Origin of the sequence: Desulfomonile tiedjei (assembly GCA_016212925.1) — a bacterium.
Lineage (GTDB): Bacteria > Desulfobacterota > Desulfomonilia > Desulfomonilales > Desulfomonilaceae > JACRDF01.
Genome location: JACRDF010000045.1, coordinates 1 through 14,865 on the forward strand (window position 1 = coordinate 1; position 14,865 = coordinate 14,865).

A 14,865-nucleotide genomic window follows, 5' to 3' on the forward strand; every position below is an offset into this window, starting at 1 on the left:
CGGTCAACCACGAACTGCAAGCCAAGGTGGACGAGCTGTCGTGGGCCAACAACGACATGAAGAACCTGCTCAACAGCACCGACATCGCCACGCTGTTTCTGGACGACGCGCTCCACGTGCGCCGCTTCACCACCCAGGCCAGCAGCATCATCAAGCTGATCGCCGGCGACGTGGGCCGCCCAGTCACCGACATCGCCAGCGACCTGGACTATCCGGGGCTGGCCGCGGATGCGCGCGAGGTCCTGCGCACCCTGGTCTTCATCGAAAAGCAGGCCGTCACCGGCGACGGGCGCTGGTTTCTGGTGCGCATCATGCCCTACCGCACCCTGGAGAACCGGATCGACGGCGTGGTGATCACCTTTTCGAACATCACCGCGGCCAAGACCTTGGAGATCCAACTGCGCCAGACCCGCTCGGAGATGGAAAAACGCATGACCAAAGGCACGCCATGAAAAAAGAGCGCACCGCATCTTCGGACGCCGCCGCCCTGCGCCGCAGGGCCGAAGCGCTGCTGCGGGCGGCGACCAAGAAAGGCGCTCCGGCCCGGACGCCGGCCGATACGCAGCGGCTCGTGCACGAACTGCAAGTGCATCAGATCGAGCTGGAGATGCAAAACGAAGAGTTGCGGGAGTCGCGCGCCCAGGTCGAGGCCGGGCTGGAGCGCTATACCGACCTCTACGATTTTGCCCCGGTGGGCTACTTGACGCTTGGCCGCGACGGCGCGATCCGCCAAGTGAATCTGACCGCCTCGCTTCTTCTGGGTGTGGCGCGCGCTCAACTCGCGGGCCGCCGTTTGGGGCTCTTTCTCGGCGATTCGGACCGCGCCGGCCTCAGCGCCTTCCTGAAGAAAGTGTTTGCAAGCCAGGCCAAGGAGGTGTGCGAGGCAGCGCTGCTGAAGGAAGATCAATCGCCGCGCCACGTGCAAATCACGGCCAGCGTGTCCCAGGACGGACAGGAATGCCGCCTCGTGATGGAAGATATCACCGCGCGCCGGCAGGCGGAGGCCGAAACACGGCGTCTGGCCAGCTTTCCCATGCTCAACCCCCGGCCCGTCGTCGAAGTGGATGTGGCCGGGCGCGTGCATTACTGCAATCCCAGCGCCGAGCGGATGCTGCCCGGCCTTCGCGAGCACGGACCGAGTCACCCGTGGCTGGCGGATTGGGAAGCGGTGATAGACCAACTGCGCGAGGGGCCGGACAAGTCCCTGGTGCGGGAAGTGCCGGTGGACGAGAAGTGGTACCAGCAGACGATTCATTTCGTGGACGATGACCAACGCCTTCGCATCTACGGGGCGGACATCACCGCCCGCAAGCAGGCCGGCGAAGCGTTGCTCAAAGCGTATGCCGAAGTGGAAAAGCGGGTGGTCGAGCGAACGACGGAACTCGTCCTGGCGAATAAAGAGGTCCAAGACCAGGCCATGCGGCTGGAGGAAGCCAACGCGGCTTTGAAGGTTTTGCTCAAGCAAAGAGAAGCGGACAAAAGCGAACTCGAAGAAAAAGTGTTGTTGAACGTCAACCAACTGATTTTTCCTTATCTGGAAAAACTAAAGCAGAGAAAATTGGACGCCAAAGTAAAAGCCTATATAGAGATCCTGGAAGCCAATCTCAAGGAAATCGTGTCGCCCCTGGCGCGCAACTTAACGTCCAAATTACTACGCCTTTCGCATACCGAACTTGAAGTGTCCAATCTGGTGCAGCAGGGAAAGAATACCAAAGATATTGCGGAAACCATGCATTTGGCGGAGAGCACCATCGATTTCCACCGCAACAATATCCGGGCCAAGCTGGGGGTGAAGAATAAGCGTATCGGTCTGCGAACCTATTTGTCTTCGCTGAGATAGCGGATGGTTTTTGTTCGGTTGGCTTGTATTTTACTTCGAATGGGTAAAGGTCATGGGAGATGACGATGGTTAAGAAAAAGCGTGAGATCGTGCTACTGGAAAAATGCCCGACGGGCATCAAGGGGCTCGATGAGATCACCCAGGGAGGTCTTCCCCAAGGCCGGCCGACCCTGGTCTGCGGCAGCGCGGGTTGCGGCAAAACGCTGTTCGCCATGGAGTTTCTCATGCGCGGCGCCATGCAATTCGGCGAACCCGGGGTCTTCATGACCTTCGAGGAAACGCCGGAGGATCTGGCCAAGAACTTCATCTCCCTGGGTTTCGATCTTCACGACATGGTGTCACGCGGTCTCATCGCCACGGACCACGTTTACATCGAGCGCAGCGAGATCGAGGAGACGGGTGCCTACGACCTGGAAGGATTGTTCATCCGCCTGGGCAGCGCCATCGATGCCATCCAGGCCAAGCGGGTGGTCCTGGATACCATCGAAGCGCTTTTTGCCGGGCTCTCCAATGCCGCCATCGTTCGGGCCGAGCTGCGTCGGCTGTTTCACTGGCTCAAAGCGCGCGGCGTGACGGCCATTGTCACGGGCGAAAGCGGCGACAAACTCCTGACGCGCTATGGACTGGAGGAGTACGTGGCCGATTGCGTGATCTTGCTCGATTTTCGCATCGATGCGCAAATCTCCACCCGCCGCCTGCGGATTATCAAGTACCGCGGCTCGTCCCACGGCGCCGACGAATATCCCTTCCTGATCGACGAGGGCGGCTTCTCGATTTTGCCCATCACCTCCCTGGGGCTCGACTACCCCGTCGCCACCGAGCGCATCGCCACGGGGGTGCCCAAGTTGGATGCCATGTTCCAAGGCAAGGGCTTCTACCGGGGCAGCACCATTCTCGCCTCCGGTTCGGCGGGCACGGGCAAAACGAGTCTGGCGGCGACCTTTGCCGATGCCGCCTGCCGGCGCGGCGAGCGCTGCCTCTATTTTGCCTTCGAGGAGTCGCCCAGCCAGATCGCCCGCAACATGGGCTCCATCGGCCTGGATCTCGCCCGCTGGGTGAAAAAGGGGCTGCTTCGGTTTCATTCGGCACGGCCTTCGCTGTACGGCCTGGAGATGCATCTGCTCACCTTCCACAAGCTGATCGAGCAGTTCGATCCCCAGGTGTTCGTTATCGATCCGATCAGCAACCTGGCCGCCGCGGGTACGGCATCGGAGGTCAAATCCATCTTGACGCGCCTGATCGACTTTTTGAAGATGAAACAAATCTCTACCTTCCTCACGGACCTCACCCATTTACAAGGCGGCCTGGAACGCACCAGCGAAGAGATATCTTCCCTGATCGACACCTGGATTCTGCTGCGGGCCATCGAACGCAATGGGGAACGCAATCGCGGCCTCTTTGTGTTGAAGTCCCGAGGCATGGACCACTCCAACCAGATTCAAGAGTTCGTGCTCACCAACCAGGGCATTGACCTGATCGACATCTATACCGGTCTGGGTGAAGTCTTGACCGGCAGCGCCCGGGTGGCCCAGGAAGCCGGAGAAAGGGCCGCCGAGCTGGCCTGCCGGCGTGAGGCCGAGCGCCGGCTGCGCGAGCAGGAGCGCAAGCGCAAGGATCTGGAAACCAAGATCGCGGCCCTGCGCGCCGCGTTCGATGAGGAAACCGAAGAGGTGCACTTGATCGCCGACGAGGAGCGCAAAAGACAAGCCGTCCAGACCGAAAGCCGTTTGGCGATGGCTCGTTTCCGCGAGGGGAAACCTTCGGAGGCCCCGGCCAAACGCGTGAAAAAAAGAGGGAAAGGAGCGTAGGATGAAAGCTGGCTCAACCGGAAAAGGGAAAAAAGCAAAGACCGATGCGACGGAACCCATCTGGAATCTGCGCCTCTATGTGGCCGGTCAGACCCAGAAATCGATCACGGCCTTCGCGAATTTAAAGAAGATCTGCGACGAGCACCTCGCGGGGAAATACCGCATCGAAGTGATCGATCTGGTCAAGAACCCCCAACTGGCCAAAGGCGACCAGATCATCGCCCTGCCGACCCTGGTAAGGAAACTTCCCGAACCGATTAAAAAGATTATCGGCGATCTGGCCAATACGGAGCGCGTGCTGGTGGGACTGGACATTCGTTCCGCCTGATTGAAAAATCGCACTCGTACGCGTACGAGTACGAAGGGTGGAAAAATTCTCATGAGGTAACCACGATGCATACCCAAATATTGAAAACGAGCAACCAGGAATTCGAAACCGCGTTGGCGAAGCAAAACAACGCCACGTACGCTTTTCGGCTGTATATTACCGGGATGACGCCAAGATCGATCCAGGCCATCGCCAAGGTTCGGCAACTCTGCGAAAAATACCTCGCGGGCCGCTTCGAACTCAAGGTGATCGACATCTACCAGCAGCCCGCGCTGGCCAAGGGCGAGCAAATCATCGCCACCCCCACGCTCATCAAGGAACTGCCCCTGCCACTGCGCAAGATCATCGGCGATATGTCGGAAACGGAGAAATTTCTGGTGGGCGTCGATCTGAAATCCAAGGATGGATGAGCAGGCCGCCATGCACCAATCGCAAAAAACATATCAACAACTTTTGGACGAATTGCAGGAACTGGCGCTTCGGACGAAAGAGGCCGAGGAAACGCTGCGCGCGATCCTGAGCGGTGAGGTGGACGGCCTGGTCGTGGCAACGGCCCAGGGGGATCGGGTCTTTACGCTCTCGGGGGCCGATCTTCCCTACCGGATCATGGTCGAAACCATGAGCGAAGGGGCCGTCACCCTTTCCCCGGACGGCACGATTCTTTTCTGCAACCAACGTTTCGCGGATATCGTTCAATGGCCTCTGGATCAGGTGGTGGGATCTTCGATCTATCGATACTTTTCATCGGACCACCTTCATTTGCTTCAGAGGTTGTTCGCGCGGGGTTTAAAGGATAGCAGTAAAATAGAATTGGCCTTAGGCGCCGGAGAGCAAAAAGTGACACCGGCCATGCTTTCCGTAAGTCCTCTCGAGATTGTGGATATGCCCGGCACGGTGTGCATGGTGGTGACCGACCTGACGGAGCAAAAGCGCGACGCGGCGATGCTGGCGGAAGAACGATTGATCGCTCAGATTCTCGATCAGGCTTCGGAAATACATGTGCTCTGCGACCACCAAGGCCGTATTATTCGCGCAAGCAAGTCGACCCACAGGCTGCTGGGCCGCATTCCGATCTTCGAAACCTTCGACGAGGCATTTGCGCTCCTCTATCCCGACGGAACGCCCTTTGTCCTTCTCTCCGCCATCGGCGAGAAGCTATCCAATAAGGTCGAGGTGGCCCTCAGGCATCCGGACGATACGTATGCCCACTTTTTATTAAGCGCCAACGCGCTCGTTGATTCCGAAGGCATCATCGGCATTGTCGTCGAAATCGTGGACATCACCGAGCGCAAGCTGGCCAGTGAAAATTTGCTCAAAGCCTACGCCGAAGTCGAAAGGAAAGTCGACGAACGGACCGCGGCACTCTACCGGGCGAACCGGGAATTGGCCTTGGAGATAGAGCATAAGAAGAAAGCCGAAGAAGAGCTGCGCCATGCAATGCTGGAATTGAAAGGCAAAGCCATCGGTCTGACCGAAGCGAACATGGCGTTGAAAGTTTTGCTGAAGCAGAGAGAAGCGGATAAGGTCGAACTCGAAGAAAAAGTGCTGCTCAACATCAAGCGCCTGATTATCCCTTATATGGGCAAACTCAAACGCAACCCATCGGATGCGAAACAAAGTGCGTATATCGACATCCTGGAATCGAATCTGAATGAAATCGTTTCCCCTTTCGTGCGCAACCTGGAGGCCACCATGTCACGGCTTTCGCGTACCGAGATCGAAGTCGCGCATCTGGTGCGGCAGGGGCAAAGTACAAAGAAAATTTCCGAAATCCTGCGCCTGGCGCCAAGCACCATCGATTTTCACCGGAACAACATCCGGGCGAAACTGGGCGTCAAGAATAAGAAAATCGGCCTGCGAACCTACCTGTCCTCCCTCGGATAATATCGGGTTTAGGCCCATATTACCCCCCTGATTATCCAATCTTGTGTTTAACTTGAGCGGTAGTAACATACCTCCTGACGATACGATGCGGAGTCGAGTCACCATTGCCTCTCTATTCTAACCGCGCCGCCGCTGTTTCAAATGTTCGAGAAAAGATTCTGGAAACAGGCGCGACATTTTTACAGGTCCCGTTTGCCTCGGAAAAAACAACATAATTCTTAAAGTACACATGAGGTGCCGCATGCAGGTGAAGCCGGAACATAGGAAAAACGAACGTTTTGGTCATGAATACATCATTATGCTCGGTGCTGAACGGACGCTCTCTCCTCACTATGTGGTGTCGTATAATTTGAGCCAAACGGGCATGTATTTCAAGTCGATCTTCGAACTGCATCCAGGGTCGCAGATCCTGATCGGCATCGACGACTATACATCCTTCCGGAATCAGGTCCAGGCCAGGGTCATGTGGTGCAAAAAAATAGAAAATGGCACCGCCTTACGCTATGGCGTCGGCGTGGAGTTCCTTCAGCCGCAAAAGACGATTGGAGCAAAAGCATTCCCGTCATTTACTCCGCGAAAGAAGAGCGCGGATAGGTACGGGGGTGAGAGCAAGGTTGGGACGAACGTGGACGAGCGTGTGCGAGAATAACGGTAGGCCAGGATCGAGGCACAATATTTACAATCCGCCGGGTAGCGGCAAAAGGAAAGCAAGGAGAGACTACAATGAATCCTGCAAAAATTGCGGCCATCGTGCTGATCGTGGCCGGCCTCCTGGGATTGGTCTATGGCGGTTTCAGCTACACCCGGCAGACCCACGAGACCAAGCTGGGGCCGATCGAGTTCTCGGTAAAAGATAAACAAACGGTCAACGTTCCGGTTTGGGCCGGTGTAGGGGCGATCGTAATTGGCGGCGTGCTTCTACTTCTGGGAAACAAGAGGAGCTAAAGCAGACCGAAGGCAAAACATATAATAGGAGTTAGATATGGGGTCCCTCCAGGAGCGCATCGATAAAAGAGATATCGGCCCATCTTCGAATGAAGTCGATGAAGCCTTACGAGCGTCCGAAGCGCGTTACCGGCGACTGTTCGAGGCCGCCAAAGACGGCATTTTAATCATCGATGCGGATACCGGACGCATTACCGATGCGAATCCTTTCCTCGTGAACTTGTTAGGGTATGAGCTCAAGGATTTTATCGGCAAGGCGCTTTGGGACTTCGGTCCTTTCAAAGATATCCAGGCCAGCGAGTCGGCCTTCCGGGATTTGATGAGCAACGGCTACATCCGCTACGAGCATTTGCCGTTGGAAACGCAGGATGGGCGCCGTATCGAGGTCGAGTTCGTGAGCAATATCTACCAGGTCGGCCAAAAGCGGACGATCCAGTGCAATATCCGCGACAATTCGCAGCGCAAACAAGCGGAAAAAGACGGGCTCGAATTGGAAGCCCGGCTCAAGCAGGCTCAAAAAATGGCCGCCATTGCCACATTGGCCGGTGGGATCGCCCATCAATTCAATAATGCCCTTTTCGTGATCACCGCCAGTCTCGAGCTGCTCGAGATGAAGGCACCTCAAAATGCAGATAGTGCAACCTACATCGAAACGATGAAAACCTCCGCATTCAGGATGGCCCAGCTTACGAGCCAGTTACTCGATTATGCCAGGGGCGGGAGTTATCAAGTCAAACCCGTTTCGCTGAGCGATCTCGTGCGGGAAAAACTCCCCTTGCTCCAGCGCGACCTTAAATCTTCTATACAGGTAGAGACCCATTTGCAAAGCGATGTCTGGAAAATCAAAGCGGATTCAACCCAAATGCGAGCGGTGCTGTCGGCGCTGGTGACCAACTCCATCGAGGCGATGAATGGTGAAGGTCGCATTAAGATCGTCTGCCGAAACGAAGTGCTATCGGCAACAGAAACGAAAAGCGTTCCGGTTCTGGCGCCCGGGCGATACGTCAGCATGGTCATCGAAGACAACGGCAAGGGCATGGATGAAGAAACACGCAAACGAGCCTTCGAACCATTCTTCACGACCAAATTTGTCGGGCGCGGGCTTGGGCTGGCCGCGGTGTATGGCATCGTCAAAAACCATGACGGCTGGATCGCGCTCGAGTCGCAGTTGGGCCGGGGGACCATGGTGCGTATTCACTTCCCGGTCGTTCTCGAGGCCAGGGAAGAAAAAACGTGCGAGTCAGAAGCAGCCAAACCGGCGCGCGGTAGTCGCTTAGAGCGTCCTCGCGAGGCGCCCGCTTATGCGCAATCGCGGTAGAGGATACTCACGAGGGATCACGGAGCGGGCATGGGTTACGTGTCTCCCTCGCTTACTCGTCGGCTTTTGTCGGAAAATAGGGTGAAAGAAGCAAATGCAGCCAATCGTTTCCGAAAATTTCAATAGCATCCTGGGTTCGGTGCGTGAACCTTTGATAATGCTCGACTCGGACCTGAACGTGGTCAAGGCCAACCCTTCCTTTTACCGCACCTTCGACGCCGACCCCGATCAGACCGAGGGGCTGTCGATCTACGACCTGGGCAACCGGCAATGGGACATCCCCAAGCTCAGGGTGCTGCTGGAAGAGATCCTTCCCCAAAATTCCATATTCAATGACTTCGAGGTGGAGCATACCTTCGAGACCATCGGTCCAAAGATAATGCATCTGAATGCCAGGCGGATTTACCGGGAGCCGAATCAAACCCCGCTTATTCTGTTGGCCATCGAGGATGTGACCGAGCGTGAATATTATAAAAGACATCTTGAGGAGATCGTCGAAAAGCGAACGACCGAACTCAGAGCGGCCCAGCAAGAGGCGGAAAAAAGCAGACATCTGGCGGAAACCGCCCTTTCCGAAATAAAAAAGCTGAAAGATCAACTGGAAGCGGAAAGAGCTTATCTGCAAGAAGAAATTAAACTGCAATACAACCATGAGAACATTATCGGTCAAAGCGACGGGCTCAACTACGTGCTTTACAAGGTTGAACAAATCGCCGGCAACAATACCAACGTATTGGTGCTGGGCGAGACGGGAACCGGCAAAGAGCTCGTCGCCCGCGCCGTTCACGGATTGAGTTCGCGTAAAAATCGGGCCTTGGTGAAAGTCAATTGCGCCACGTTGCCCGCCAACCTTATCGAAAGCGAACTGTTCGGTCATGAGAAAGGTGCTTTCACAGGTGCGCATTCCAGGCACTTGGGGCGCTTCGAAGTCGCCAACGGCGCCACCCTTTTTCTGGATGAAATCGGCGAACTGCCGCTGGAACTGCAACCGAAGCTGCTGCGCGTGATCCAGGATGGCGAGTTCGAGCGCGTGGGGGGCTCCGGTACGATAAAAGTCGATGTCCGCATTGTAGCCGCCACCAACCGCAATCTGGAACAAGAAGTCACCAAAGGCCGATTCCGGGAAGATCTTTGGTACCGGCTGAATGTCTTTCCGATTACCATGCCGCCGCTGCGGGATCGCACGGAAGACATACCGCTGCTCGTGGATTTTTACGTCCAAAAGATCTCCAAGCGGTTGGGCAAGAGCATCGACATCATTCCGGCGAGCGTCATGAATGCTTTACAAGTGTATCACTGGCCCGGAAATGTCCGCGAGTTGGAAAACGTTCTCGAGCGCGCGGTGATCAACTCGTCGGGTCCCAAGCTGCGCCTGGTGGATGAACTCAAGAAGCCGTTCATGGATCTGAGTAAAAGCCAAAGAACGTTGGAAGCGGTCGAGCGCGAATACATTGTCAGGGTTCTCGAGCAGACGCGTTGGAAGGTCGGCGGCCAAAACAGCGCGGCCGAAATCCTTGGGCTCAACCGCAGCACCTTGCGCGCCCGCATGCGCAAGCTCAATATCCGCAAACCATAAAATCCGCACCCTAGAAAGAGGTCTGCAAAGGCAAACCAGAGGCAGGCACAGCCCTTCAATCCGCCCTTGGCATCGGCCACCCATCCCGTCACGAGGATTGAAAAGGGGTCATATGTGACCAACGATTAAATATGACCTTCAATCAATGGCCGAGATAGCTGGTCCGGTAATTGCTTTTTTTAAAAACTTATACGAAATCAATATGATGGGTGGGCCGCCCTGGTTCTTGAAACCTGGCACAAAGATTGTAGTATTGTAGTAATAGAAGTCAGCGAATAGCACACGAACTTTTCTATAAGGAGGAATACCATGAAATCGGGAACAAGAGACGAAGTAGAAGGCAAGTTGCACCAAGTAAAGGGCAAGATCAAGGAGATCGCCGGGCAAGTGAGCATGAATCCCGACCTGGAAGCCGAAGGCAAAGGCGAAAAGTCGGACGGGAAGGTTCAAGAAAAGCTCGGCCAGGTCAAGAAACTTTTCGACAAGTAGAAGGGGCCCGGTTGCCTGTGCACCGACTCTGTATGTCAAATGGAAGTCAATGCTGGCGCACGCACTAATGACAGAACCGAAAACAGGGAGAATAACCGATGAAAACGAAAGCATCCTTGGCTATCCGTATTCTTTTAACGGTATCACTTCTGCTGGGTGCATCGAACGCCCTGGCAGGACCCTTCGGTGAAATCGTCATCTTCGGGGACAGCTTGTCGGACAATGGAAATTTCGTGCTGTTTGACGACCAGCCTATGCCTGATCCGGAATTGTACTGGGAAGGCCGTTTTTCCAACGGACCGGTGTGGGTCGAATATTTAACCGACCCAGACCACTTTGACACCAATTTAACCGACCGAGCGTTTGGTGGTGCCCAAACCGATGGATTGACACCGCCGGGGCTGATCGAACAGGTGAGGGCGTATATCCTGGTGACGAATCCCCCGCTGTCGCCGACGAACCTGTATATGATCTGGATCGGAGGAAACGATTTTCTGAACGGGGATGGGGATTTTCAAGGGGCCATCAACAATATCAACGACGCCATGGCCGACTTGGTCGACAACGGGGCCATGTTTATGCTGATTCTCAATTTGCCCGATATGGGCGCCATACCGGACACGCTGGGATCGACCGAAGCCCCTGATGCCACTGCGTTTTCCGTCAACTTCAATACGGCCCTGGCAACCATGATCGACGCATTCAGTGCCGCTCATCCAGGCATAGGCATCTATGAATTTGGCGTCGATGATCTCTTCGTTGAAGTGCGTAATAACCCGAGCGCCTTCGGCTTCACGAACGTGACCGAGCCGGCACCCAAGTTAGCCTCCCCGAATAATTTCGATGACTCAGGGTACCTTTTTTGGGATGACGTGCACCCGACCACCCATATGCACGCCCTGATTGCAGACCGAGTATACGCCGATTTAGACGCACAACTCCCAGCCGATATAGTCGACACCCCTGCGCAAGAGGACGAGAGCTCTTCATGCTTTATACAGGCCATGGCTTGGGAGTAACCCGTTACCCATCGAAGCCGGTGATCCCTTCCATATCGAGAAGTAAATTTTGCATAGGCTCAGGAGGACAACATGAAAGTCGCTAACGATACATCCAAGACCCCCAAAGTGAAGGCGGTGCAGGCTGTAAGTGACCTTTATGATGAAGCATCTTCCTGTTCAGCCGCCGAAGCAGAGTTGCTTTATTTGCTGTTTGAGCCTCAACAAATAGGAGACCGAAATAGGGTCATACATGAGCAACGCTCAAATATGACCCTTTTTGTGAGACGGTTAGTTACAACTCTATCCACGTTTTTTGGCTGATGCTTGCGGAGAACCGATCGATGCCGGCAATCGATTTTTAAATTTTAATGAGGTGAACCATGGATATAGACACCAGCGTCGTCGATAAAGCGGGAGAAACAGAGGAAGAATCCAAAGCTTCGGGAAAGTCCACCGGTTTCGAGAATGTCAAAATTACTATTGCCGAAAAGTTGCGGCATGCAGCCGAGGTTATCGGCGAAAAAGCAGCGGATCAGGATGCGCAATCCGGCTTGGCGCAGCACGGAAAGCTGGCATCCGAGTGGTTGAATCATTCGGCCGAGTACGTACGGCAATTCGACTATGCGCAGGTGGATGCCCGGGTGCGGGAATTCGTCAGGCAGAGCCCGGGGCGCAGCATCCTGATCGCAGGCGGCATCGGCTTGATCCTCGGAGCTATTTTACGACGCAGGTAAAGAGGCGGCCTTTTCCCAATGAACGGCAAAGCGGCAAACAAGAGCTCCACACCCGTACGCGAATCCTTTACCGAACTGCTGGGACAGCTCGCCAACAGCTCGGCCGCCATGGTTCACGACGAAATCGAGCTTTTGATCCAAGGTATTCGAGAAAAGGTGCGGGCTGTTCGCGGTGCGGTATTCACGATCGCGATAGGAGCGGTAATCGGTTTGGCCGCATGCATGTCTCTTTGCGCCGCAATGATCATCGGTCTAACTTCGTATATGGCCCCCGTCTTTGCGGCGCTTGTCACCGGAGCGACGCTTGCTATCGTCGGTATCGCCATTGCCTTTATCGGCTACAGGCAATTGAAGAAAACGCACCATAAAGCATAGAAGACAATGCAAAAGACCGCAAAGGAGGCCGGGCAATGACTAAAAGAGAGCATTTAAATAGCACCAAGGAAGTCGATGCCGAGCGCAGCAGCGACGATATACGTAAGGATATAGTTAAAGGAGAAGAGAGCATTTCCCAGGCAGTCGAGCAAATCAGCATTCGCATCAAGGAGAAACTGGATTGGCGCGAATATGTGAAGGACTCTCCCTACTTGGCGCTGGGGGCGGCCGCCGGCCTGGGCTATCTTGCCTCTGCGATATTCAAAAAACGCAGCACTCCCATGGAACGCTTCATGGGTTCCATGGACGCACAAGTTCGTCACTCCCTCGGTGGCTTGCTTGCCGGAGCGGCCGGCCCCGGTCTGATCAAGGTGACCCTGATAGGTATCGCGACCAAGGCTGCCATGGGCTGGATAAAGAATGCCGCCGCGACAACCGTGGCCAGCGATGGTACTGGGCCGAAACCGCGGACGGCAGGTGGCGCGACCAGCGGCTCGCGCGTGGAGTAGGTAAATAGTAATTAGAATCGAGAGGCACCGTTTACTTGTGCTCAGGAGGACAACATGGAAGTCGAAACCAACAAATCCAAGACCCCCAAAGGCAAAGCGGATCAGGCTGAAAGCGATGTTTACGACAAAGCATCCCAGGCGGTAAGCGAAACGTATGCGAAGGCCAAAAATTATAGCGACGAAAATCCGGGTAAGACAATTCTGATCGCGTTAGGGATAGGCGTAGGTCTGGGTCTTCTCCTGGGTGCAAGCTCTCGCCACTCGCGTACCGGCCGGATTGCCCGACCCGTGGTCAATGCGCTCTCCGACATTGCGCTGGAGATTTTTCGTTAAATCGTTCTGTCGATACCGCCAATATGTGCACCGAAAGACGGGCGGCGGCAAAGCCCGTCGCCCGCGAATCAACTCAGACGGTAATTTGCAACGAAGCTTTAATCGCTCATCCTTTTCTTCCCATCCCGGCCGGCGGGTTGTCGGGGTTATGATGTTTTTCAGCGCCTGATACCCTGGGATAACTCTCGGGTGCTTTTACGGCTTCTTTTTCAAGCGCGACCTGGCGATCCTTTGCTCCCTCATTTACGCGATCACGACATTCACCTTCGCATTTACCCGTTATATCGCGTTTTGGCATCTTTTTTGACATAATTATTCTCCTTTTCTTGCGGTTGAAAGGACATTGCATTGCTTCTGCACGAGGAAAAATAGTGGCGGACGGCATAAAGACAAGGCTGGGCTATTACGGGGATAATATGGGGTTAAACCAACTATAAGAAAACGATCATAAAGGTTCTGGGTGTGTAAGCTTCCTCGGTTCGGCAATACAAATGCTACCTGGAAAGGAAGCAATGTTCGGGTATAATGATGTTTTTCAGGCATCCGGAAGCATCCCGAGATGCGTGAGCAAACGCAGGTCGGCGGCGACCCGCGATGATTGTCATGGCCATAGCATGGGATTTATCCCCTCAATTCCCCCAAGTAAAACAAATCTTGCGGGGACGGGAAGAACCCTTATTTTCGAGGTCAGCCATGTTTTCACCGGTACGCTTCTTTAAAGGGAGGCACCTTAATGAAGGCAGATCTCTTCACAAACATCTAACCCAAAAAGGAGATGAGCAAATGGACACGCCTAAATTGTATGTCTTGCCGAAGCTTACCTACGACTACAATGCGCTTGCACCGATTATATCGGAAGACTTGCTGCGGCTGCACCACGACAAGCACCACGCAGCCTATGTAAATGGAGCCAATAGCATTCTCCAGAAGATGGACAAAGCCAGGGAAGACAATACCGATTTAGACACGAAGGCGACGTTCAAGGAACTCTCGTTCCACATCGGAGGCCACTTGCTCCATTCGCTGTTCTGGGGGAATCTGGCTCCGCAAGGCAAAGGCGGAGGTGAAAAACCGTCAGGAACAGTCGCGAAAGTAATCGTTGAGGAGTTCGGCTCCTTCGACCGGTTCAAAAAGATTTTTTCGCAGGCAGCGGCAAGCGCCGAGGGCTCGGGTTGGGCGGCGCTCACGTTCTGTAAGAAAACGAACAGGCCCATCATCATGCAGGTCGAGAAGCACAACACGAACGTTTACCCGATGTTCAGGATTTTGATGGTCTTGGATGTCTGGGAGCACGCGTATTACCTGGACTACAAGAACGACAGGGGCAAGTTCGTCGAGGCGTTCTGGAACATAGTGAACTGGACCGAGGTAAATAAGCGGCTCGAGGATCTCCTGAAGAGTTAATCGACCGTCCGCTGTATAAAATTATTCTTAATATCCATAATCTTCTCATCTTTTCAATTTGATTTGCCGCGACTTTAGATTTTATTCACTCTTCTTTGCGGTCGATACAGTTGGCTATCGTTTTAAGCTGCGTTACTCCAATTTGTGTTCAAGATGATACCCAGGCAGCCAGGGGGAGTGCGACGCGGGTGTGGATTGTCCGTGCCTCCAATGGCCTTCGACGAAGCCGACATAGGTAGCGCTTGCACGCGAATTCGGGTAGGCGGTGAAATATCACCGGGAAGGTAGTAAAACGCAAAAAATTTTAGTTCGATCCAATTA

The 14,865-nt window shown here is 54.6% G+C and carries 19 protein-coding genes; 18 read left to right on the forward strand and 1 reads right to left on the reverse strand.

Annotation, left to right across the window (positions count from 1 at the left end; translation table 11 throughout):
• From HY913_18680 to HY913_18760, 17 genes are all read left to right on the forward strand, one after another.
• Positions 1–452, forward strand: a 452-nt coding sequence (locus HY913_18680) for a PAS domain-containing protein (protein MBI4965309.1), incomplete at its 5' end; no start/stop codon positions are given.
• Positions 449–1,840, forward strand: a complete 1,392-nt coding sequence (locus tag HY913_18685; protein MBI4965310.1) for a PAS domain-containing protein — start codon at positions 449–451, stop codon at positions 1,838–1,840. The genes HY913_18680 and HY913_18685, both read left to right, overlap by 4 nt.
• 65 nt (positions 1,841–1,905) lie before the next feature.
• Positions 1,906–3,648, forward strand: a complete 1,743-nt coding sequence (gene kaiC / locus HY913_18690; GenBank protein ID MBI4965311.1) for a circadian clock protein KaiC — start codon at positions 1,906–1,908, stop codon at positions 3,646–3,648.
• Between the two features lies 1 nt (position 3,649).
• The gene (locus HY913_18695) at positions 3,650–3,976 is read left to right on the forward strand and encodes a circadian clock protein KaiB (protein ID MBI4965312.1); all 327 of its coding nucleotides are present in this window, start codon (positions 3,650–3,652) and stop codon (positions 3,974–3,976) included.
• Between the two features lie 65 nt (positions 3,977–4,041).
• Positions 4,042–4,386 (forward strand): thiol-disulfide isomerase, encoded by a 345-nt coding sequence (locus HY913_18700; GenBank protein MBI4965313.1) that lies wholly within the window; start codon positions 4,042–4,044, stop codon positions 4,384–4,386.
• Positions 4,379–5,860: a PAS domain-containing protein gene (locus tag HY913_18705; GenBank protein ID MBI4965314.1), complete on the forward strand. Its 1,482-nt coding sequence runs from the start codon at positions 4,379–4,381 to the stop codon at positions 5,858–5,860. Before HY913_18700 ends, HY913_18705 begins: the two co-directional genes overlap by 8 nt.
• 241 nt (positions 5,861–6,101) lie before the next feature.
• The gene (locus HY913_18710; protein ID MBI4965315.1) at positions 6,102–6,509 is read left to right on the forward strand and encodes a PilZ domain-containing protein; all 408 of its coding nucleotides are present in this window, start codon (positions 6,102–6,104) and stop codon (positions 6,507–6,509) included.
• 74 nt (positions 6,510–6,583) lie between these two features.
• Positions 6,584–6,805: a hypothetical protein gene (locus HY913_18715; protein MBI4965316.1), complete on the forward strand. Its 222-nt coding sequence runs from the start codon at positions 6,584–6,586 to the stop codon at positions 6,803–6,805.
• A 37-nt stretch (positions 6,806–6,842) separates the two neighbouring features.
• Positions 6,843–8,123 (forward strand): PAS domain S-box protein, encoded by a 1,281-nt coding sequence (locus HY913_18720; protein ID MBI4965317.1) that lies wholly within the window; start codon positions 6,843–6,845, stop codon positions 8,121–8,123.
• A 94-nt stretch (positions 8,124–8,217) separates the two neighbouring features.
• Positions 8,218–9,699: a sigma 54-interacting transcriptional regulator gene (locus tag HY913_18725; GenBank protein MBI4965318.1), complete on the forward strand. Its 1,482-nt coding sequence runs from the start codon at positions 8,218–8,220 to the stop codon at positions 9,697–9,699.
• Between the two features lie 309 nt (positions 9,700–10,008).
• Complete coding sequence (locus HY913_18730) at positions 10,009–10,188, forward strand: CsbD family protein (GenBank protein ID MBI4965319.1); 180 nt, start codon at positions 10,009–10,011, stop codon at positions 10,186–10,188.
• 98 nt (positions 10,189–10,286) lie between these two features.
• Positions 10,287–11,207 (forward strand): SGNH/GDSL hydrolase family protein, encoded by a 921-nt coding sequence (locus tag HY913_18735; protein ID MBI4965320.1) that lies wholly within the window; start codon positions 10,287–10,289, stop codon positions 11,205–11,207.
• A 72-nt stretch (positions 11,208–11,279) separates the two neighbouring features.
• Positions 11,280–11,510: a hypothetical protein gene (locus tag HY913_18740; GenBank protein ID MBI4965321.1), complete on the forward strand. Its 231-nt coding sequence runs from the start codon at positions 11,280–11,282 to the stop codon at positions 11,508–11,510.
• 59 nt (positions 11,511–11,569) lie between these two features.
• The gene (locus tag HY913_18745) at positions 11,570–11,923 is read left to right on the forward strand and encodes a hypothetical protein (protein MBI4965322.1); all 354 of its coding nucleotides are present in this window, start codon (positions 11,570–11,572) and stop codon (positions 11,921–11,923) included.
• A gap of 18 nt (positions 11,924–11,941) precedes the next feature.
• Positions 11,942–12,298 carry a phage holin family protein gene (locus HY913_18750; GenBank protein MBI4965323.1) on the forward strand — a complete coding sequence of 119 codons (357 nt, stop codon included), beginning with the start codon at positions 11,942–11,944 and terminating at the stop codon, positions 12,296–12,298.
• 35 nt (positions 12,299–12,333) lie between these two features.
• Positions 12,334–12,807, forward strand: coding sequence for a hypothetical protein (locus HY913_18755; protein ID MBI4965324.1), 474 nt, complete (start codon positions 12,334–12,336; stop codon positions 12,805–12,807).
• A gap of 54 nt (positions 12,808–12,861) precedes the next feature.
• Entirely contained in the window at positions 12,862–13,140 is a 279-nt protein-coding gene (locus tag HY913_18760; protein ID MBI4965325.1) for a hypothetical protein, read from the forward strand.
• Between the two features lie 106 nt (positions 13,141–13,246).
• On the opposite strand, the gene HY913_18765 is transcribed toward HY913_18760, so the two are convergent.
• On the reverse strand, positions 13,247–13,450 hold the full coding sequence (locus HY913_18765; protein MBI4965326.1) for a hypothetical protein: 204 nt from the start codon (positions 13,448–13,450) through the stop codon (positions 13,247–13,249).
• A gap of 473 nt (positions 13,451–13,923) precedes the next feature.
• Here HY913_18765 and HY913_18770 point away from each other — a divergent pair, with 473 nt between their 5' ends.
• Positions 13,924–14,544, forward strand: a complete 621-nt coding sequence (locus tag HY913_18770) for a superoxide dismutase (protein MBI4965327.1) — start codon at positions 13,924–13,926, stop codon at positions 14,542–14,544.
• The last annotated feature ends 321 nt before the right edge of the window (positions 14,545–14,865 follow it).